This is a genomic window from Flavitalea antarctica, from assembly GCF_054461535.1.
In genome coordinates, this window is sequence record NZ_JBTLQG010000001.1 from 608,709 (window position 1) to 629,796 (window position 21,088).

The following is a 21,088-nucleotide window of genomic DNA, read 5'->3' on the forward strand; positions in this document are numbered from 1 at the left end:
ATGATCTACTATTCACATGTCAACGAAGACAATCGCGTGGAAAGTAGCCTGCTCAGGTCCGGCAGCTTTTCAAGTGTTGTTGCGATTTGCGGCAGCGGTGAACGCGTACTGTCACTAATGGACAACAATGACTGCAAAAAACTTGCTGTTGTTGATAGTAATGAGGAAGCCATTTTTCTTCAACAATTAAAAATCGCGGCACTCACAAAACTTTCCGTAGATGAGTATCTGCTTTTTATTGGACATGTTGACAGCTCAGGTGATGAAAGACTTTTGCTTTTTGAATTGTTTGTTAACGAGCTGTCATTGAAAGCGCAGACATTCTGGCGAACCAATCTCTCGTTAGTAAAGAGAGGCATCCTTCACATCGGGCACTATGAACGATTTCTGCAACGGGCACGACCTGTCACAAACTTCTGGCTTGGAAAGAGCTTTAAGAACATCTTTAAACCATCGGGACAGCACCTGAATTTTTCTGCCGAAAGATGGAAACTTCTTCAACAACTCTTCTCGTTTAAAATCGTTTACCTGGTCTTTGGGAACAGGGATGTAGCCTTTACCGGCAGCAGCTCAGAACTGCGACGCATTCCGGCTGCGATGGACAAGATCATCCAAAACGGGAAAGCTTCTTCCTGTTTCATGACGCATCTTGTATTTAAAGGACATCTTTTGGACATGTGCCAGGAAGAACTCCCACCCTCCCTGCAAAAAAATGTCCTCGCGGATATCAGGGAACGTTTGCTGAACCGGGAGATAACCATCACATACCATGTAGAAGATCTGCTTGAATTTTTAAGAAGAAAAGAACACGAAACAGAGGGTCCCGTTTTCTATTCAATTTCAGACATCCTCAGTTTTGCTGACTTTGATTACCTCCATGAAATTGTTAAGACCACAGCCGCGAATGAAAACCTCGTAGTTGGCCGAAGTTTCTTAAGACACCGTTTGAGCCAGGATCAGCTGGACATGTTAGATCAGTACGGCACTGTTTCGATGCATGATGAAGAAGAGTCAACAGGGATGTACCAGGTTTTTTCACTAAGACACAAAAGACTGCATGCGGATTGAGTTAACACCATATCAACCCTCTTATGACGGGGCCATTGCCAGCCTGGAAGATTCGAGTGTGCAGGGCAAAGGAATCCAGCTAAAGATCATAAAGAATCATTTCCTGGATCGTTCCGCTGTGTTTCAACATAGTTTTCCCTGTATTGCTTTAACTGATGATGATAAAGTGATCGCCACTGCAGTGGGCGCTCAGACAACATTGGTTATCAATAAAGAACCCATTAAAGCAGGTTTTGTGTTTGATGCGAAAGTGCATTTGTCCTATCGCAGAAACGGCGTTGGGATGCGATTGGCCAGGCATCAAAAAGACTGGTTTAGCAAACAAGGCTTTGAAAAGAACTTTACCACCCTCAAATTATCTAATGCCCCGGTCATAAAGGTATCGGCAAAAGCTATAGGCAATATCTGGCTTACGCCATTTGTGTATCTCACGATCCCTACCCGCGCGAGGGTTTCTTCCACATTGCATCCGGCGACTGCAAGCGATTTCTCCGTCAGGCTTTTTGATGAAGAGCTGATGCCGGCGGGTTTTCATACGAACTTTGGATCTGGCCTGGGTGTACTGCATACCTGGAAACTTTACCGGCTCAAAATTGAAAGGATATCCTGGTTATACAAACAAGGATTGAAATGCTTAAAAAAGATTTACCCGACGCAATACCATCTTCTCCCAAAAGAAAAAGAAGTAATGGAGTTTGGTACGCTTTTCAACCATTCAGAACAAAATATTGACAAGATTAATGAAGTGCTTCAACACCTGGACAAAAATGACAAGAGATTTCTTATTGTGTGTTGCCGCAAAGGTGACAGCATCTACAACTATCTCAAACCTTATTCAATCAATACCTACCATTATTACATGCTGACTGATTTTGCCTTATCAATCAAAGATCATCTTGAAATTGACGTGCGATGCTTATAGTCATCGTATCACAAGTTCGCGGGGACATTCATAAAGCACCAGGGCTGGAATCAACAAAGGCCAATCGCGATAATAAACAAATACCCTTGGTGAAAACTAACAAGTACTTAACCTGGAAACAAATAAATACTTCTGCTGATCGCAAACGAATACTTCTGCCGATAACAAACCAATACCTATGCTGATAACAACCAATACCTATGCTTATAACAATCAAATACCAGTCCTGACAATAAACAAATAGTTATGGTAATAGTGACCCCATCTTCCGGCTTTGTTGATACCTTATACCGCCGTGCTGACGTCTATTTTAAAACGCAGCGCAATCATCGTTTTGCCAGCCCTCTCAGCCATGTCAAGAGCAGTTTGCTAATCTTATTGTACGTATTTGCATACTCGTGTTTTCTATTCAGGAGCGACCAGTTTTTGACGTTGCTCGGATGGGCGGCTTTACTTGGAATTTGTCACGTACTCATACCCGTGAACATAGCGCACGACGCTATTCATGAAACGCTTTCAGCCCGCCAATGGGTCAACAGGCTTGGGCTTCTTGGGTTTGAAATCACCGGGGCCAACGCTTTTATGTATCGTAGTAAACACCTCGAAGCGCATGCCAATAAAGAGAAAGGAAACAAAATTAATACCATCGAGGGCCAGGGCCTTTTGCTACAAAAAGGAAAAAATGGTAACACAGTAAACCTACCCTATTTCTTATACCTGTTTTATGCCATATACATGATCTTCGTCAGGGACTTCCAGCTTTTTTATAGCGAGACCGCCTATGTCCCAAAATCGGAATTGCTAAAACTCTATGTCGCAAAGCTGTTGTACGCCATTGCCTTCCTGGTTTTACCATTTGCTTTGATCGAACTCCCACCCTGGCAGATTTTGTGTGCGCTGCTGCTACTCTATGTTATCATCAGCATCTTGTTAGTGATCATCCTGCTAATGCCTACTGAAAAGATGGAGCACAGTAAGTTTTCCGATAACAATAACTACAACGATAAATGGGCGATGGAAATACTGGCACATAACGTTGATTTCTCACCGGGCAACCGGTTTCTAAACAACCTGGCAGGCGGTTCCAATCTAAACGTAGTGCATTACCTTTTTCCGGCCACGCATCATGTGCACTATAACAGGCTCGCTAAGATCGTTGAAGAAACCACGAAAGCCTTTGGGTTGCTGTATAGAAAGCAAAAAGTCAGCAGTGTTTTGGGTATACACTTCAAATACATCAAAGATATCCAGCAACAGGAACAACCGATCCCTCCGGCCGGGGATGTTAATCTTAAACAATTCAAAAATGAATTCTAATCACCCCAAACAATTTTAGGTACTCAAGAAATCAATGTAAACATGTCAACATAGCTTTTAAGCACTCAAACGCGAAATTGGAAAAAATTCAATCATCGGATTAGGCGCAACCACAGAGGGTTTCACCAATGAAAAAGCAATGATAACCATTGCGAAAACAATTATAGCCACCCAAAAATTAATTACAACTGTTTTGAAAATCAACCGGAGCCATTGAGAAAAGCTGTTATCATTATTAATGCATCATGTCACCAGGGAAAAGGCTGGAAGCGTTGGCTATCCATACGGCAAGAAGTACTGCGACGCCTGCCGACAGATTGCAAAGAAGTGATACTTGAGCATGGTGCTACGTTATCAGATCTGCTGTCACCCCATTTACAACAGGACGAACGGGGACCAGACCCCCGCCCGCCGGGCAAAGGGGTTCTTATTGTCTCAGCCGGCGGAGATGGAACTGTTCATTACCTGGTAAATCACTTGTTGGCAGAAGGAAAAGAATATGCCGGGCACGTAATCCTCGGCGCCATCGGACTCGGTTCCAGTAATGATTTCCTGAAGCCTTTCCATGAAAAAATAAAAGGTGTTCCGGTTCGTATTAATTACACTAACGGTACAATGCAGCACGACATTGGAATGGCCACCTACCTGGATGATGCAAATGTTGAACACAGGAGGTTTTTTATTGTCAACGCCAGTGTAGGTGTCACTGCACAAGCGAACTGGAACTTTAATAACCCTGATTTTTTGTTACGATTGCTGAAAAAGCATGCTACCGGTGGAGCTATTTTGTATACGGCTGTATCAACCATCCTGGGCCATCGAAATCAAAATCTGTCTCTTAGATTCAATGAACGGATGATAAATACATCGGTTTCCAATATTAATATTTTGAAAGTACCTTTTGTTTCGGGAAGTTTTTTTTACAGGCAGCCTGTGTTGCGCGACGATGGAAAGCTCGCCTTGAATATTTGCATAAATATGTCGAAACGCGAATTGCTATCGGTTTTAAGTCACCTTCAGAAAGGAAATTTCGAACCCGGTAAACACAAAATCACTCAGTTTACCACAGGCGTTGATATTACTGCTGATAACGCATTCGTATTTGAATGTGATGGAGAAACAGCAAAAACCAGGTCGCTGCACATAACGCTTCTGCCCAATGCTATTACAATCCTGAAAAATTAATTATACCGACCCCGAAAATTGACGTGTTGATTTCGCTACAACAATCCTGACTAAATAATTTTCCATGCTTATTGCACACAAAAAATATCCGATGTACTCGCCCCTGTTCTGGAGTGCATATATAGTCCAGATGCGCCCTTACCTGCTTTTTGTGTCCGGGATTGCCGGGGTTGCGGGCATGGCCATGAGTAAGACCGAAACTACAGAGACCTGGAAGCTGATTCTTGGTTTTTTTCCTTTTTTCCTGGGGTATGGATTTGGCCAGGCATTTACTGACTGTTTCCAAACCGATACTGACAAGCTATCTGCACCTTACCGTCCGCTTTCAAAAGAGATTGTTTCCATAAAAGCTGTCTTAAGCGTCAGTCTGACCGGGTTGATCTTTTGTGCGGTCGTGTTTTTTTTACTAAACCGAGCGAGCTTTTTATTAAGTCTCCTCGCTGTTTTCGGCATCGCCACCTATTCTTATGTCAAAAGGAACATCACCTTTGCGGGCCCCCTGTACAATGCCTGGATCATCGCCCTGCTACCGCTCATGGGTTATTATGCGGTACATGATTCAGGCTCAAACAGTTTTCCGCCCGGTTATGTTCCATTTCTTTTTGTGACTCTTTTCTCTTATGCGAGCTTTGTGCTTATTGGTTATCTTAAGGATATTGACGCCGACCGGGCGACAGGCTACAAAACATTTCCTGTTGTGTTTGGGTGGAACAAAACCATGGTCCTGGGTGATTTGTTTGCTTTGGCAACATTTGTTCTTTTCTGGTTAAGCCCAAACCATAACTGGCATGACACTATCGCAGGTATCTTAGCCTCATTGGTTAGTATTTATGGACAGTACAGAGGACATATCGCCACCAATCATGATGAAAAATCGGCGTTACATCCAATCCTCGCAACGGTGCGAAGTTTCGTTCTTTTTCACATTGCCGTAGTTCTTCATTTCCAGTGGATGTGGTGGCCCGGCACACTGATCTTTTATATTTTGTTTGAAATATTCCTGTACTATCGCCCTTCACGCTACCAGGTATGAGGCCCGGTCAGAGAACGGGTTTGATATCAATCACCGGAGTGGCATTCAGGGCTTCCATGGGAAAGATTTTTATCCTGCTTTGGTTCACACATTCTATAACGGTTGCGATGTGCAAACCGATCGGATTCGGACGATCCGGTGAACGGGTAGAAAAGACGCCGGATTCTTTTGAACCCACATCATTTCTCCTATAACACCTCACTATTTCCCGGTTGGCCGGGTGCAACCAGGTTAATATAATTATTTTGTCACCGGCCTGGATGTCCCTTATGCCGTCAATGTAAGGCTTTTCAAATTCGATATATACTTCGGGTCCACCTTCATTTTCTTGCAGGGGACAATCTTTCAGATCGTTAAGTGTAGAGTGGATGAAGCCAACTGGCCGGATATTGAAGGTTTCTATAGAATGCATATCTTTCCTCATTGTATTAATACAAATTAATTTATAACCTGCATAAGCAACCCACTCATCGTAATGGTTCGTTGTGGCGACCGGACGCAATACTGCTGACTACAGCCAGTGAAAGCCCGGCTATTTTTTGCTTCTCCATCATCTGCCTCACAATAATGTCTGTACTATCAATCTGTGCAAACAAAAGGGAGGGCAGAAAGAGGTCCCATAGCAATTTCTTCATTTGAAACAGGTATTATTGTAATAGAAACAAAATTCTATCTACTACTCTGAATCAGAAGTTTGACTACACCGTAATGATACTTCAACCTATTTTAACGTTCTGTTCAACACAAAGATCAATAAGCTGATTACAGCAATAAACACACAGAGTGGTGAAAAAAGCTGCGTATCATTCACACCGAACCTTGTTGCCCTTACGGTCTTAAAGAATCCGAAAAATTTAAAATCACCAAGTGCACGTGCAAAAAAGGCAACTGAGATCAACAAAGCACCATATCTGAAATATCTCCGTTTTACCAATTTGTCCCAAACGCCGGAATTGCCAATGGTGATCAACGCCAATAACTGCAATGCAAAGGCCACAACGAAGGTTGCCACAGTACCTGGATTTAGTCTTTCGGAGCCTGTAGAGTTTGTCGGTAAAACTTCGTCATACCAAAGAGTTCCTCCGAAACCCCAGTAAAAATGCAGGCAGGACAACAACAAAAGAATGATTGTATTGACAGCAATCAAAACAGTAAGCGTAACAAATTTGTGACCAGGCACCTTCATTAATTCCGCTTCTTTAGTAATGATTTTGCGTTAGAAACAACATAAGTTTTATCATTCTTCAACCGCAATATATACACATAATACACCATACAAAGCGAACCAGGACTAATTTTTGCGAAATCTTCGAAGTGCAGCCCGGAAGGCGACCACCGGCAGCGATTATAATCATTGATGCCGGTTCCTACTCCCGCTTATCCATACCCAGCTCAGCTCAAATGGATTTATAGGAGTTTGGAATAAAATTACGGTGTCAAATTGCCTGACAGTAATCATCAAAACAAGTGATGGCGGTCAGGTCTTCTTGCGATGCAGATGATTATTTTTAGTACAGACTATTCACTCTTACTATCCGTGCTATCAGGGACGGCACACCATTCTTCACTAATACAACGGTTGTTTATGCGGAAAATGTATACCCTCAAACTTAGCTTTCTATTAGTTAACTTCTTGCTCTTTACTGCAGCGGCACTTGCGCAACCTACCCAGGAGTGGGTTGCCAGGTATGGGGGTACTCAGAAGGGCCAGCATGTGGCTGTGGCTGTGACAGCCGATGTGAATGGAAATGTGTATGTAATCGGGCAAACACCTGGCGAAATGTTAATTCCTGTTGTAACAGGAAAAGCGTTTGTCACCATCAAATATGACAAGGCTGGCACTCAGTTATGGGCAAAACAGTTTAAAAGCGCTCCGAATCGCGACGCCGCGCCTACAGGGATAGCAGTTGATTCCTCTGGCAATGTTTATGTTACGGGTTGGAACTATATCAGCCCTAGTTCTATTTGGTTTGCCACAATAAAATATGACTCTATCGGGACACTATTATGGGCAAAACCGTATTGGGGTCTTCCTTCAACCAACAATGTAGCTACATCAATTGGTATTGACCCTTATGGTGATGTCGTGGTAATCGGAGTAAGTGGAGATATTGGAGGAGGGACTAACGACTATGTTACCATCAAATATGATACGAAAGGAAACGAAAAATGGGTCAGGAGATATAACAGTCCGGAACACGTTTCGGATTATCCATATTCGTTAGCCATTGGCAAAACAGGGAGTGTGTACATAACCGGGGAGAGCAACCACGCTATCGGCACAATAAAGTACGATAAGGACGGGAACTTTTTGTGGTCAAGAAGATATAACAGGGCCGGCGATGGTTTCGGCGCGGGCAAAAAAGTGTTGCTTGACAAAGACGAAAATGTGTTTGTAGCCGGCGAAAGTTATAACCCGGCAACAAATTATGATTTCGTAACTATCAAATATAATGCTGAAGGCACCGAACTGTGGGCACAACGTTATAATGGACCGCAAAATCTGCGCGACCAGGGAATTTCGGCTGGTGTTGATGCTTCGGGGGGTGTATATGTAGCCGGCTTCTCCTATGATACTACTAATCAATCTAATTATGCAACAGTAAAATATGATGCTGCAGGAAATCAGCAATGGGCAAAGATATATTCCGGTACAACATCCCTTAGCAGTGAAACACCCCGGGGCCTTGCTACTGATTCTGCAGGCAACACGTTTGTGACCGGAACCTCTTTTCCCCAGGGTGGTGACGCTGATTATGCGACAGTAGCCTACGATTCGTCAGGGAATGAATTATGGACAGCAAAATTTAATGATGCACCCGGTTCCACAGATGAATCTTCGGCCCTTGCTATTGATAACAATGGAAACGTGTATGTCACCGGTATTATTCGCCCGCAGGCAATTGCCACGATAAAATATACTCCTCCTCTTAGGCTAACCTTGAAGTCAGCAGATAAGGTCCTTTACCCTGGCTATCAACCAACATGTACCCGTTTGGTGGCTTCTGTTTCAGGGGGCCATCCACCCTATCGATATCAATGGACTTCATCTTCCTCTCAAGACCGGGAAATTGAAGTCTGTCCTGTCGCCACTACCACATACAACGTCATTGTTACCGATGCCAGTGGGACCACTGTATCAGGGAGCCTAACCGTTGACGTCATTGATGTAACCTGCCAGCGGAACAAAGTTATCGTATGTCACAACGGCCTTATATTATGTGTACCGAAAGAAGCCGTTCAGGAACACCTGGCACATGGCGACGTGTTAGGAACCGGAAACTGCAAGGAGGAAGAACATCCCGTAAAATCGTTCAGGATAAAGGTTGCGCCAAATCCTTTCGTAAGTACGACAGTTCTCCAATACCAGGTTCCGGAATATGGAAGAGTATTGATACTTCTATTTGATGGGAACGGAAGATTGCTTTCAATACCAGTAAACGGTGAAAGAAAGCCAGGCATTTACAATTTCAGTGTCAACGCAACACACCTGAAGCCGGGCACCTATTATTATTATGGAACTTTCATCTCTAAAAAAGGCGTACAAATTGAAACCGGAAAGATGATTAAAATCAGATAGCCTTAACTTTTTACTGGTTCATAGTAACAGTTTACAGAACCGCAGCCAAAGGTTTTTGTTTTCACCAACCGGAGCATAATCTTATCATTGATTTCCCTGAATAATGGCAAACCCTTACCAAGAATAACCGGCATTATATTGATCTGGTATTCATCAACCAGGTCAAGCTTTCCAAGCGCAACAATTAAACCCGGGCTGCCAACTAATATGTCGCCGCCATTGCCAGATTGTTTCAATGCCAGGATCTCATCCCTGTCAATTTCATTTTTCAGGGTTGTATTTTTCCAACCGACACTTTTGAGTGTGCGTGAATAAACAATTTTCGGGACCTCATCTATAGCCACCGCGAATTCATCTGTTGACTTTTCGCCAGTAGGATTCGCTGCTATACCTGGCCAATAATCCTCCATAAGCTGGTAAGTGATCCTCCCATAGATAAGGATCGAAGCATTTTTTACCAGGTCGGCAAAATGTTGATGAATCTCTTCATCTACGTTCATAGCGGTATGATCACAATAGCCATCCAATGTCATATTTATTCCGGCAATCAATCTTCTCATAAAAATATTATTAATTGTTTGTCTGAGCTCCGAGATTACCTGTCTTCACCTCGCCCCCACGCTTCAGGTTAAGAACGGTAACACCGGTTGGCGTGATAATATGTTTGGTTAATGTAAAGGCTGCCGGAATCGTCCCATTCCCAAAAAGCTTTTTACCCTTACCCAAAGTAAGTGGATGAATTTTCAGCTTCAACTCATCAACGAGGTCATGTTCCAGCAATAGCTGAACAAGCTCACTGCTACCCCAAACCTGGATTTCAGGACCTTCTGAATCTTTCAATTTCCTGATATCCCCCACCGAATTTATTACTAAGGAGTTTGCCCAACCGGTAACCATCGGATCAGACTGATCCAGTTTTTTCGAGAAAACATATTTCATTCCATCATTGATACCGGGCCAGAATTCCGCATGATGCGGCCAATAACCGGCCCATATGGTGTAGGTCGTTCTCCCTAAAAGATAATCTGCGGGTTTTAGTTCTTCGCGGACCACCTCGTCATAACTTTCATCTGAATAGGGCGCCACCCATCCGCCATACTCAAATCCACCCGATGTGTCTTCTTCCGGTCCACCTGGCGCCTGCATTACTCCATCAAGAGTGATCATCGATAAGACAATAATTTTTCTCATGATATTTTATTTTGTCAGGTACAAATGTCGGTCGCTATTGAAGACCCCAGGTAGTGCGAATACGACAATCATAGTGGCAAAACGCGACTATTGTTGAATCAAATCAGTCATTTCAAGTAATTATGTCAAGTTGCAAAAACGTATCTTGTTTTTTGGGTTGCCACCTGGAAATGGCTACATAATTACCTTGAAATAGGTTATACAGTTTAGTTGTCTGTTTTTTGATCTTTGTTTCTCTGTAGAATACTCCATGATGTATCTTCCGCTACTATAGTATTAGTTAAAACACCTAACCCATCTATTTCCAACTCTACAAGATCGCCATCCTGCAACCACTGTTCGGGATAATCAGCATTATTGAATTTCCCTGTGCCATTCAGTTCGAGGAAACACCCCGTACCAACTGTACCGCTGCCAATGATATCACCCGGGTAAAGGTCCACCCCGTATGATGCTCTTTCTATAATTTCAGCAAAGGTCCATTGCATGTCAGACAGGTTGCCCCTGCTGACCTGCACACCATTCACCCTGCAAATCATCGTAAGGTTCCAGTTCTTTCCTACGTGCCCGTTTTTCGGCGACGTCTCGTATCGTTTGAACTCATCAAAAGTTACGAGAAAGGGCCCGGTCGCTGTGGCAAAATCTTTTCCCTTAGCCGGGCCCAGGTTCAGCAACATTTCTTCCATCTGCAACCGTCGGGCACTGAAATCATTCATGATCATGAGGCCGCCCATATATCCATCAGCATCTTCTGCCCTGATATTGCGGCCCCGCCTGGAAATTACAATAGCTGCCTCGAGCTCAAAGTCGAGCTTTTCGAAATGGTCAGGCATGCATACCACTTTGCCGGGACCCGTTAAACTATTGTGATTGGTAAAATAGAAAATAGGAAATTTGTCAAACTCCGGGATCATGCCCAATTTCCTGTTGCGACGGGCCGTTTCTACATGCTGACGGAATGCGTAACCATCGCGGCAGGAAGGCGGAAAAGGGACCGGCGCCAGTAATTCAACATCGTCGGTTTGCTTATAAATGGGTTCCGTCCTGGTACCATCACCGATCCTCTTTTCTTCATGCAGCAACGCCTGGTAATAGCGGTTCCAATCGGCCAGCAAATCTTTCATCGTTTTCGGCGCATCGTTTACCAGGATGTCGGTATCGTATAAATAACCATTGATCAGCACGGCGGCCTGCGCTAAATCCCCATTCTGATAACTTGCGAGTTTCATTTTAATTTCCTGTTTGTAAACTATATCCGGCCTTACAAAAATTTACTCCGCCCAACTCATAACATAATTGTCGTTCTCGATCTCCAGTGCCTGTTTTGTTGGCATGAGGGGATGAAAAGTATCGACCATAACTGCAAGTTCCTGGGTTTCCTTTTTACCGATACTTTTTTCAACAGCGCCGGGATGCGGTCCATGAGGTATACCTGCAGGGTGCAGGGTCATCATTCCACGCGTAACATGTTTGCGGCTCATGAAATCTCCATCCACATAATACAGTAATTCATCGCTATCGATATTACTATGATTGTAAGGTGCTGGAACGGCCTGGGGATGATAATCATACAGGCGCGGACAGAAAGAACAAACAACAAAGTTGTTAGCTTCAAAAGTTTGATGCACCGGCGGGGGTTGGTGCACCCGGCCGGTGATCGGTTCAAAATCATGAATGGAGAAAGCAAAAGGATAACAACAGCCGTCCCATCCAACAACATCAAAGGGATGATTTCCATAATGAATATTATAGAGCATGCCTTTCTTTTTTGTTTTGATCGTGAAGTCACCCTTTTCGTTGTATGATTGGAGATTTAATGGGGGTCTGAGATCGCGTTCGCAAAATGGCGAATGTTCTAAGAGTTGGCCATACTTACTGAGATAACGTTTGGGAAAACGAATCGGGCTGAATGATTCGACAATAAAGAGGCGATTACTTTCATTGTTGAAAAAAATCTGGTAAATCGTGCCCCTGGGAACTACCAGGTAATCACCGGGGTTGAAAGTCAGTTCACCGTATTGGGTTTTTAAAACACCGGACCCTTCATGAACAAAAATCAATTCATCAGCATCGGCATTTTTATAAAAATAATCATCAGTATTCTGCCGGGGAGCCGCTAAAACAATATGCACGTCGTTATTCACAAGCACCGGCACACGGCTTTCGAGGTAATCTTTTGCGGGCTTAATTTTAAATCCTTCAAAACTGCGGTGGGCCAGCATTTTTTCCTCGGCTACCTGGGGCGCAACACTGACCGGGGGCTCCGTTTTTATGATCTGGGTTGGCGGATGAATATGATACAGCAGCGAATAATCATTTGAAAAACCTTCGGTGGAAAAAAGCTGCTCGGAGTACAGGCCGCCATCCCCATTACGAAACTGTGTATGACGTTTCGGTGGTATTTGCCCGGTTCGATAATAATATGGCATAAATCGTTTTTAATGTTTTGCAATCTGCCTGAGTAATACTATCGGTTCCCTGTTGAATATTTACAGGTTTCCTCTTGCTGCCTGTTCTCTTTCAATAGCTTCAAACAGTGCCCTGAAGTTTCCTTTGCCAAAACTTTTGGCACCTTTGCGCTGAATAATTTCGAAGAAAAGTGTGGGTCGGTCCTGTACTGGTTTAGTAAACAACTGTAGTAAATAACCTTCATCGTCCCTGTCAACAAGAATACCCAATTCTTTCAAAGCATTAAGGTCCTCATCAATGGCTCCCACCCGCGCAGATAAATCATCATAGTAACTTGTTGGTACCTGGAGAAATTCAACGCCCCGGCTCATAATGTCTTTAATGGTAAGCACGATATCGTTTGTCGCCAGAGCCACATGCTGGACCCCCTCGCCTTCATAGAATTCAAGGTACTCCTCTACCTGGGATTTCTTTTTTCCCTGGGCAGGTTCATTGATGGGAAATTTAACATACCCATTTCCGTTACTCATTACCTTACTCATCAGCGCTGAGTATTCTGTAGATATGTCGTTATCGTCGAACGTGAGAATATTATGAAAACCCAGTACTTCTTCATAAAATTTAACCCAGGTATCCATCCGGTTCCAGCCTACATTACCAACACAATGGTCAACATATAAAAGACCTGTGTCCTTAGGTGCGAAATGAGGATTATGCCAGGCACGAAATCCGGGCATGAAAGGACCTGAATAATTTTTTCGTTCTATAAATAGATGTACAGTGTCACCGTAAGTGTCAATGCCACTGACTACCACTTCGCCGTGGCTGTCTTTGAGACGTGTCGGTGGTAAATAACTTCTTCCTCCACGAATTGTTGTTTCGTCCCAGGCAGCGGTCGCATTGTCTACGCGCAAGGCGAGGAATTTAACTCCATCACCGTGTTTATAAACATGGTCTGCAATGGTAGTTTTTGAACGTAATGGAGTAGTTAAGACAAACGTCAATTTATGTTGGCGAACTACGTAACTCACCTTGTCTTTGTCACCCGTTTCAGGACCTGAATAGGCGATGGCCTGGAATCCAAATGCGCTCATATAATAATGCGCCGCCTGTTTTGCATTGCCTACATAAAATTCAACATAGTCTGTTCCTTCTAAAGGCAAAAAATCAGTTTGCTTGGGCCCCGCAGGTTTAACAGATTCGTACATAAAGGACAGTTTAGGTCAGGCTAAATATAAGATTTTTCATGCGGAGAAACGGGAATTTTGCCATCGTTACGTTAAATTCCTACAAGCTGTTAATGGTAGACCTCGCCTTAATGGGATCACCTGTGCAGGCCAGGGAAGTAGTGAACGCTTCCACAAAATTTTTAATCCTACCCCGTGCTGTCGTCTGATGTTTTCGGGTCTTCCTCACCATGAGCGTAAGATCTTTACGAATAACCTGCGAAATATTACAATTTCAGGCAATCGAGGCGCTCAAATGTTTGGACAGAGTGAGATTATAGCAAATATTACACACTGCATTTTGTGATAGCCAATCCAGTTCAGAGAGATGTAATGCAATTGACAGCACTGATATCAACTGCCTTCTTTTTTCCAGTCATCATTCACTTAGGTATTATCATACTCAATTTTATTCACCACTTTTTTGAGGAGCAAGCGAAAATGAACGGAAATAGAATTCGCATCAATTCACCATATAACCTGAGAATAAAATCCGATCGTCAGCTATGATTGATTATCCTCCGAAACCTGGTTGAAAACACAAACAAATACACCAAACATGGTCAGATAGACATTGAAGTTTCAATAGTGGCCAAAAGAGTAACTATTGCCATAGCAGATACCGGAACTGGCTTCCGCCCCGCTATCCTTGAAAAACTTAATAATGTAATAACTCGACCATTGGGAAACTATTCAAGAGAAGAAGAGCTTGGATATGGATATCAATTTATTACTGATTTTTGCAAACTATTAAACCTAAAAATTGAAATCGAGAGCGGGGGCAACGGCACGAAATTATTGTTACAAAATATTTTTGCCAGCGAAGAAAAAGATTCTGATGTGACAAATCCAAATACTTTACCTGTCGACTTACCTTTAACCTGAAGAGATATGCATTATTTTCTATTAGCTGATGATCACACTATAGTCAGGTCTGGTGTGAAGGCCCTGGCCTGTTTAATCTGGAGCCGGGGCAATACTGGATTCGATCCTAAAATAAATAAGGATGAAGAAACAAAATAATTGGCCTTAGGAAAGTAAAGGGTGATCTGCTGACTTCAAGTGACAACCGATACGATAAGATCAAGCGCGACCTGGAAAGCGCTTTTTCAATCCAAAGAAATTCCTTAAGAAAATATCAATACAGGAAGAGTAAAAAAATAAAGCAGGCCATCATTACAAAAGACTGTATTTATTGGAGGATAATCACCAGCTGTGGATAAATTGACATACTACACATTGAAATTTTACTGATTTCGGTACTAGTTTCAATAAATCTCCGTAAAGATTAGAAAATTGTTTGTGTAGGTGGCGGACTTTGCGCGGGGGAAGTGTCTTACTGATCAACAGCGATCGAAAAAATCTCTTTCATAAAAGCTTTTAAGTTGAATCATAACTGCACAAACAGATTAAGGAGCAACAGGCATTGTTGAGATGAAAAAACTTAGATTTTTAAAATTGAGACTCCCCGGCGAGATAGAACCAATAGAAATGGCGGAAGTAGACAAAGAGGATTGCCTGATAATGAGCAATATCGATCTAGCTTTTGAGCGAACCCTTTTGGCAGAGACTCGAACATTGCAATAATATCTCGAAGTGTTTAAGTCTGATTTATCCACTAATCATGAGCAGGTATCATTCCCAAGGCTGAATGAACTACAAAAATGATTGATTTAATTGAAACTATCAGATCAAGCCTTGATAGCATTGGCGAATTGACAGAAATTATAGTTAACGGACTGTCATTAACGTGTATCATAGCCGGCGTTGGACTCGCCCTTTCCGGCAGCTTGCGCGAACGCCGGCGAATTCCCGGAACACATCCTCTGCATACAAACTTTAGAATGTTATTCGGAGGCTGGCTGGTACTGATAAACTAATAGTTCAAAAACGCAACCCAATTCTTAAATGACAACAATTGTAATTATATGAAAAAGCTCGTCCTTATTTCTTTTGTTGGATTGATATCACAATTATCGGTAGCACAACCTAAAACTTTCGATTCATTAGCTGTCCTTATTATTGACCGGATGGCAGATGTGATCGGCGACCTCGAGTCCTGCAGTTATGCTTTAACTACTGCCACTGATGTAGAAGTTACTAATCATATGCAAACGGAAAAAAGTGTCTATATTAAATATTTTACAGACTACACGGTATATATGGGCGGGTCAAACAAAATGCTTATCAATGCCTATGGTTATAAGGGTCATAGACAATACATGTATAATGGGAAGCAGTTTGCCTATTACTCATTTGATGAAAATAATTATGGCTTGATACCTGCACCCGCCACTGTGATTAAAACATTTGACAGCCTCAGCGATAACTATGGAATTGAATTTCCCGCGGCAGACTTTTTTTATCCTGCGCTCACTGACGACATATTAGCTCATTCCGATTCTTTGCGCTATCTGGGAATTGAAAAAATAAATGCTAAAGAATATTTTCACATCATTGCTTTTAATCCGGAGGAAATCATACAATTCTGGATTAACAATGATGCCTATAACCTGCCCGCAAGATTTTCGATAACCTATAAAAAGCAACCGGGGAATCCGCAGTATCTTGCAATCTTTTCTGAATGGCAGATCAATCCCAGGTTTCCGGAGGCTATGTTTGAATTTGTACCGCCACCTGGCGCAGGAAGGTTGCGTATCCAATCGAAAAACGAATAGCTAAAATTACACGAACCAGATTGATAAAACATTAAAAAAACAGGGAAATGCGTAAGATGAATAGAAATCTCAAATGGGTATTGATTTCAGCCTTTTCTCTTTACTTCAGTATTCAGCAGGGAAACGCCCAAAGGATGAAACATGCGCCTTCCCGATCAGTTGGGCACGGTGGCATGCAACGGTCTGCCGGCGGTGGCAACAGCCGGTCCATCAATGGCGGTAGTGTTAAATCAGCCAATCGACCCATTGCACACAATTCCTCGTCATCCAGGATTAATAATAACAATACAAGGAATAGCAACAACACCAATATAAGCGGTAATACCATAAATGTAAACGTCGATCGCAGTAAAGATATTAATGTAGTGAACAACCGCAATACTGTAGTAAGGCGAAACAATGTAGCCGTTTATCGAAGACCTCCGTATATATACGGAGGAAGAAGATATTACGCATTTCATCCCTATTTTTATCATCCGTATCGCCCTTTTGTATGGGGACCTGTATGGCATCCCTGGGGATTTTTTGTTGCGACGCTCGCTGCTACCGCAATAATTGTGGCAGTGGAAAATGAAAAATACCACTATGATCAAGGAGTGTGGTATATCCAAAGTACAAATGGATATACAGTTGTACAAGCGCCAGTAGGCGGTACCGTAACAACCTTGCCACCGAATAATCAGCCCGTAGTAGTTAACAATGTTACTAACTATTATTATGGTGGGGCCTACTATGAGAAAACAGGGAAGTCGTATAAAGTTGTTCCACCGCCTGCCGGGGCAGTTGTAGACAATTTACCTGAAGGCGGTGAAGAAGTAAAAATCGGGGATCAGACTTATGTAAAAGTCGGCGAAACCTATTATCAACCTATACAGGCTGATGGAAAGAATAAATATGAAGTGGCCCAGGTAGAATCGAATGAGAAATGAACCGGGATTATTTAAATCTGAAGTGAAAGATTTTCTGGCTTATTATGGGATTCGTATGATACATCTGAATCAAACGACAAAGCAAACCCGTATTGGTCGACGGGTGTGAACAAACATTGCAATTGGTCTTAGTTTCCCCGTTTGCGCTACCTGTTTCAAGCCCCAAAATAGTATCATCTGTCCGGGCATTACGAGGTCTGTAGGCTGCCGGTCCAGCAGGTGTACTCCGGATGACATTTTTCCCTTTGTATAGATAGCCACTCGGTTAAGATATGGATCTATCAGTGCCGGGAGGACCTTTGATTCCATTCAGTTCGAAATTACTCTCCCGCTTAGGAGGACCAACCCGACAGGATTAACAACCAATCCTGATCAATGAAAATCTATCCCTCCCAGGTTTTTTATTAACCCTTTTGTTGAATAGATAGTTAATGTAGTCTTAAGTTCCATTTAGAATTGTCACTATTAAAATCAAATTCTGCCAATGTCGGTGTGCTATCCCCCGAAGAGGCCAGTGCTAACTTCTTTCCTGAGTTAGGAACGATCTTAGGCATTATTCTGTAGGTGCCATCAGTTAATTGATCGATTCGCCAGAGTTGTTCGGGGCCGCCGGTAAATGCCGGGAGCGTTATTACCTCTGCATTATCAGTTGCTGCTAATGCCCGATCTGTTCCTGCCAGCACAATTTTATAATAAGGGCCACCTAAATACCCTGTGGAGTCAGGGGCATCGGTAATTGTCCATTTCTGATGCGGACGGGACATGTAATCACCAATGCGTGCTGCAATGGTGCCCAACGGCCAGTTTTTAACTACCTCAGCTAATTCCTGGGGTGCGACGGGTTTTATGGGTTCATTGCTGGCCGGGCCAAATCCCCGTGGTCCACCTGGCATCCTTGTAAAATCGACAGCCAGCTCCAAGGCATATCCTCTTCTCACCGATTCAATTTCATAATTGCCCTCTTTAAATTTATCCCCTGCAACAGGCCATCCATCTTTCCACAGCAACGGCAATATGCCAAGGACGCTACGACCACCCTGTTCCAGATCTGCTTCATAATGGATAGACATTTTCTCGACTCCTTTCTCAAGAATCATATGTCCAAAATGCCCGGGACCTATTAATCCACCGCGGGTTTTAGCAACCATTTTCCCGCCACCTTCCAACATGTTTCGTCCCACGTTATCGAGGTACGGACCTGTTACCTGTTTTGAGCGGCCGACCACTACATTGTAGGTAGAGTTGGCACCATCGCAACAACTGCCATGCGTGGCAAGCAGGTAGTACCAACCTTCGCGATACACTAAAGTGGAGGCTTCACACACAATGGCTACATCCACGGGTTTATTACCCGCTTTGAGTTTTCCGGTCCCAGGATCCAATTCAATGAGGCGGGTGAATCCAAAATACGTACCGTATGTCAGCCAAAGACGTCCGGTCTTGGGATCTAACATAACACCGGGGTCGATGGCGTCATTTTCTTCATAACCATCGGAGGTAGCCACTACAATAGGTGCAGAATATTTAAAGTCAGGAGATTCCGGATCCAAAGTTTTATTCCACATGGTAAGAATCGCACCCTTATGGTCGCCCGCGCCACCAGTGGCTCCATACACTACCAGGTATCGGTCACCAATTTTGATGGCATCTGGAGCTGCTCCACCGCCAGGTCGCACACCACCACCATACCATGTCCAGCCGTCTTTTGATATTAATCCTCCACCCCCTGTACCGAAGGTGAAATATTTTCCATCAGATTCAACAATGGTGGACGGGTCATGAATAAATGGTCTTCCCACCTGTGCTATTGTGAGATGTGTTAATACTGCGAACAAGGCAGTTATGGTTATTTTCATTTTTCGCTTATTAATGATTTCGATATAATTGATATCGTAGACAGACAATCAATTTTATTGGTAACTGATATTGAGGTTCTTTATTGGTGATCCTTTTTCATCAAGGAAACGAATACAGAAATTTGCCATACCCGGTCCATTTATCACTGCCCCACGGATGATGTTCTTTCCCTTTTTGAGCGTCAGGCGGGAAGACGTAACATTATCAGCAATCATATCCCTGTCACCGGAAAGCATAAGCGCTTCCTGGCCATTCAACCACCACATGCATCCGGAGTTACATCCTGCAGCCATCCTCACATTTTTCATTTCTTCCGGGCAATCGATGATGGTGACCAGCCAAACAAGTATGCCGTATCGTGGCTGGTTTATAGCATACGTAAAATGGTATAAATTAAAGTTGAATGTCTTGCTGTCCAGTGCATACCATTTCAGTTCCTGGTTTCCCACTTTTACCACTTCGTCCTTTTTCGGAATTGTGTTGAAATCGTTAGAAAAGTTGTCGGCTGAAAAAGTTGTTCTTAGGTAGTTGTCAGTGAAGATGTTGTTCCTGGCAATGTCTTTCTTCACGGGTTCCAGCACCAGCCAACGTTGGATAAATCCTTTGGGATTCGGTGCCTTTTTTACGTTAGTGGCGGGCGTAAAGTGTTTCGCCAGGGTATGTGTTGTATCGCCCTTTATTGGTATGGGAGGCAGCGGCGGTCTCTGTCCCTGCCCCGGCGGCTGTCCCAAAGCATTAATTGCGGCTAACTGTATTGCTGATAGAACGACAAAGGCTATAGCAGACAATAAAGACCTGCGTCTACTATTCATAACTGATTTCATTTGTAACGATTATTGCTTCTCAAAATGAGCATAATGTAATACAAACCTGCCAAAGAAGGTTTAAAAGCCTTTTCTATTTTGAGCTAAGGTTTGAACTGAAGAGAACCTGCCCTTTCAGGAATCCGCCAGCAGATGTTGCCTGGGTAGTGATTTAGACCGGATGAATCAGCGGCAATCAAACATGATTATCAGGGATTTGTGGGATGGAAAGGGAATGGCCATCAACGAAAACCTCACAATGCCGGCTATTCCGGGTGTATACGGGAGTAAAAAAAGGCAAGATAAAAAAGTCTTTTAGAAGAGGTAACAGATGTGGGTTCATAAACATTGATCCTGAAATTCAGGAACTCAGAATGGGCAGGCTATTGATCAAGGGGAATTTCCGGATCCCATCTGGAATCAGAAAAATTAATTGACTCAGCTTTATTTATTAAACCCAGGGAAATTTCATGCCTTCCCCCTTCATACTCCGACTGTAGCCAGGTGTCAACAATGTCAATTGCCTCATCACTTCCAATACATTTTCCACCGAGGCAGATAATATTTGAATTATTATGCGCGCAAGTCATTTTTCCCTGGTATGTGCTATAACACAATGCGGCTCTTACACCTTTATATTTGTTGGCAATAATACTCATTCCAATGCCGGTGGAACAAATCAATATTCCACGCAATGTTTTGTTGCCGGCAATAGCATTCGCCACTTTTGCTGCATAATAAGGGTACCGAACAATATCATACGATTCTGAACCCATATCTACCACCGCATATCCCTTGCTAATAAAATAATTTTTCAGAATGATCTTCAAATCATAGCCGCCGTGATCATTTCCCATTATAATTGTTGGTTGAGCCATATTTAAGTTATT

Annotated in this window: 21 protein-coding genes; 9 read left to right on the forward strand and 12 right to left on the reverse strand. The window is 43.1% G+C overall.

All coding sequences use genetic code 11. From position 1 onward, the window contains the following. The 5 genes from ACX0G7_RS02055 to ACX0G7_RS02075 all read left to right on the forward strand — a co-directional run bounded on the left by ACX0G7_RS02055 (nucleotide 1) and on the right by ACX0G7_RS02075 (nucleotide 5,525). Entirely contained in the window at nucleotides 1-1,068 is a 1,068-nt protein-coding gene (locus ACX0G7_RS02055) for a DUF3419 family protein (RefSeq protein WP_458921745.1), read from the forward strand. Next, on the forward strand, nucleotides 1,058-1,990 hold the full coding sequence (locus ACX0G7_RS02060; RefSeq protein ID WP_458921746.1) for a GNAT family N-acetyltransferase: 933 nt from the start codon (nucleotides 1,058-1,060) through the stop codon (nucleotides 1,988-1,990). Before ACX0G7_RS02055 ends, ACX0G7_RS02060 begins: the two co-directional genes overlap by 11 nt. Nucleotides 1,991-2,236: 246 nt before the next feature. Then, entirely contained in the window at nucleotides 2,237-3,307 is a 1,071-nt protein-coding gene (locus tag ACX0G7_RS02065) for a fatty acid desaturase family protein (protein WP_458921747.1), read from the forward strand. A gap of 213 nt (nucleotides 3,308-3,520) precedes the next feature. Beyond that, the gene (locus ACX0G7_RS02070; protein ID WP_458921748.1) at nucleotides 3,521-4,492 is read left to right on the forward strand and encodes a diacylglycerol/lipid kinase family protein; all 972 of its coding nucleotides are present in this window, start codon (nucleotides 3,521-3,523) and stop codon (nucleotides 4,490-4,492) included. A gap of 64 nt (nucleotides 4,493-4,556) precedes the next feature. Next, nucleotides 4,557-5,525, forward strand: a complete 969-nt coding sequence (locus ACX0G7_RS02075) for a UbiA family prenyltransferase (RefSeq protein WP_458921749.1) — start codon at nucleotides 4,557-4,559, stop codon at nucleotides 5,523-5,525. 7 nt (nucleotides 5,526-5,532) lie between these two features. On the opposite strand, the gene tsaA is transcribed toward ACX0G7_RS02075, so the two are convergent. The 3 genes from tsaA to ACX0G7_RS02090 form a co-directional block, all read right to left on the reverse strand. After that, nucleotides 5,533-5,949 carry a tRNA (N6-threonylcarbamoyladenosine(37)-N6)-methyltransferase TrmO gene (gene tsaA, locus ACX0G7_RS02080; protein ID WP_458921750.1) on the reverse strand — a complete coding sequence of 139 codons (417 nt, stop codon included), beginning with the start codon at nucleotides 5,947-5,949 and terminating at the stop codon, nucleotides 5,533-5,535. A gap of 43 nt (nucleotides 5,950-5,992) precedes the next feature. Then, nucleotides 5,993-6,160 carry a hypothetical protein gene (locus ACX0G7_RS02085; RefSeq protein WP_458921751.1) on the reverse strand — a complete coding sequence of 56 codons (168 nt, stop codon included), beginning with the start codon at nucleotides 6,158-6,160 and terminating at the stop codon, nucleotides 5,993-5,995. A gap of 86 nt (nucleotides 6,161-6,246) precedes the next feature. Further along, on the reverse strand, nucleotides 6,247-6,711 hold the full coding sequence (locus tag ACX0G7_RS02090; RefSeq protein ID WP_458921752.1) for a DUF3995 domain-containing protein: 465 nt from the start codon (nucleotides 6,709-6,711) through the stop codon (nucleotides 6,247-6,249). A gap of 399 nt (nucleotides 6,712-7,110) precedes the next feature. Between ACX0G7_RS02090 and ACX0G7_RS02095 the strand changes: the two genes are divergently transcribed. Beyond that, complete coding sequence (locus ACX0G7_RS02095) at nucleotides 7,111-9,105, forward strand: SBBP repeat-containing protein (RefSeq protein ID WP_458921753.1); 1,995 nt, start codon at nucleotides 7,111-7,113, stop codon at nucleotides 9,103-9,105. A gap of 2 nt (nucleotides 9,106-9,107) precedes the next feature. Here ACX0G7_RS02095 and ACX0G7_RS02100 read toward each other — a convergent pair whose 3' ends face one another. The 5 genes from ACX0G7_RS02100 to hppD form a co-directional block, all read right to left on the reverse strand. Beyond that, a complete protein-coding gene (locus tag ACX0G7_RS02100) occupies nucleotides 9,108-9,665 on the reverse strand; it encodes a dihydrofolate reductase family protein (protein ID WP_458921754.1) in 558 nt (185 codons plus the stop codon). Nucleotides 9,666-9,675: 10 nt separating this feature from the next. Next, a complete protein-coding gene (locus ACX0G7_RS02105; RefSeq protein WP_458921755.1) occupies nucleotides 9,676-10,296 on the reverse strand; it encodes a dihydrofolate reductase family protein in 621 nt (206 codons plus the stop codon). Between the two features lie 206 nt (nucleotides 10,297-10,502). Further along, nucleotides 10,503-11,525 (reverse strand): fumarylacetoacetate hydrolase family protein, encoded by a 1,023-nt coding sequence (locus ACX0G7_RS02110; protein WP_458921756.1) that lies wholly within the window; start codon nucleotides 11,523-11,525, stop codon nucleotides 10,503-10,505. 42 nt (nucleotides 11,526-11,567) lie between these two features. Continuing rightward, a complete protein-coding gene (locus tag ACX0G7_RS02115; RefSeq protein ID WP_458921757.1) occupies nucleotides 11,568-12,725 on the reverse strand; it encodes a homogentisate 1,2-dioxygenase in 1,158 nt (385 codons plus the stop codon). A 60-nt stretch (nucleotides 12,726-12,785) separates the two neighbouring features. Beyond that, nucleotides 12,786-13,913: a 4-hydroxyphenylpyruvate dioxygenase gene (hppD, locus tag ACX0G7_RS02120; RefSeq protein ID WP_458921758.1), complete on the reverse strand. Its 1,128-nt coding sequence runs from the start codon at nucleotides 13,911-13,913 to the stop codon at nucleotides 12,786-12,788. A gap of 528 nt (nucleotides 13,914-14,441) precedes the next feature. On the opposite strand from hppD, the gene ACX0G7_RS02125 reads away from it, so the two are divergent. The 3 genes from ACX0G7_RS02125 to ACX0G7_RS02135 all read left to right on the forward strand — a co-directional run bounded on the left by ACX0G7_RS02125 (nucleotide 14,442) and on the right by ACX0G7_RS02135 (nucleotide 17,538). Then, nucleotides 14,442-14,816 carry an ATP-binding protein gene (locus ACX0G7_RS02125; protein WP_458921759.1) on the forward strand — a complete coding sequence of 125 codons (375 nt, stop codon included), beginning with the start codon at nucleotides 14,442-14,444 and terminating at the stop codon, nucleotides 14,814-14,816. Between the two features lie 1,043 nt (nucleotides 14,817-15,859). Further along, on the forward strand, nucleotides 15,860-16,609 hold the full coding sequence (locus ACX0G7_RS02130) for a DUF2092 domain-containing protein (RefSeq protein ID WP_458921760.1): 750 nt from the start codon (nucleotides 15,860-15,862) through the stop codon (nucleotides 16,607-16,609). A 47-nt stretch (nucleotides 16,610-16,656) separates the two neighbouring features. Then, the gene (locus ACX0G7_RS02135; RefSeq protein ID WP_458921761.1) at nucleotides 16,657-17,538 is read left to right on the forward strand and encodes a DUF6515 family protein; all 882 of its coding nucleotides are present in this window, start codon (nucleotides 16,657-16,659) and stop codon (nucleotides 17,536-17,538) included. Nucleotides 17,539-17,607: 69 nt separating this feature from the next. On the opposite strand, the gene ACX0G7_RS02140 is transcribed toward ACX0G7_RS02135, so the two are convergent. The 4 genes from ACX0G7_RS02140 to rpiB form a co-directional block, all read right to left on the reverse strand. Continuing rightward, entirely contained in the window at nucleotides 17,608-17,847 is a 240-nt protein-coding gene (locus ACX0G7_RS02140; RefSeq protein WP_458921762.1) for a hypothetical protein, read from the reverse strand. 119 nt (nucleotides 17,848-17,966) lie between these two features. Further along, complete coding sequence (locus ACX0G7_RS02145) at nucleotides 17,967-19,394, reverse strand: family 43 glycosylhydrolase (protein WP_458921763.1); 1,428 nt, start codon at nucleotides 19,392-19,394, stop codon at nucleotides 17,967-17,969. A gap of 54 nt (nucleotides 19,395-19,448) precedes the next feature. Continuing rightward, nucleotides 19,449-20,207: a hypothetical protein gene (locus tag ACX0G7_RS02150; protein WP_458921764.1), complete on the reverse strand. Its 759-nt coding sequence runs from the start codon at nucleotides 20,205-20,207 to the stop codon at nucleotides 19,449-19,451. 374 nt (nucleotides 20,208-20,581) lie between these two features. After that, nucleotides 20,582-21,076 (reverse strand): ribose 5-phosphate isomerase B, encoded by a 495-nt coding sequence (rpiB, locus tag ACX0G7_RS02155; protein WP_458921765.1) that lies wholly within the window; start codon nucleotides 21,074-21,076, stop codon nucleotides 20,582-20,584. Between the last annotated feature and the right edge of the window lie 12 nt (nucleotides 21,077-21,088).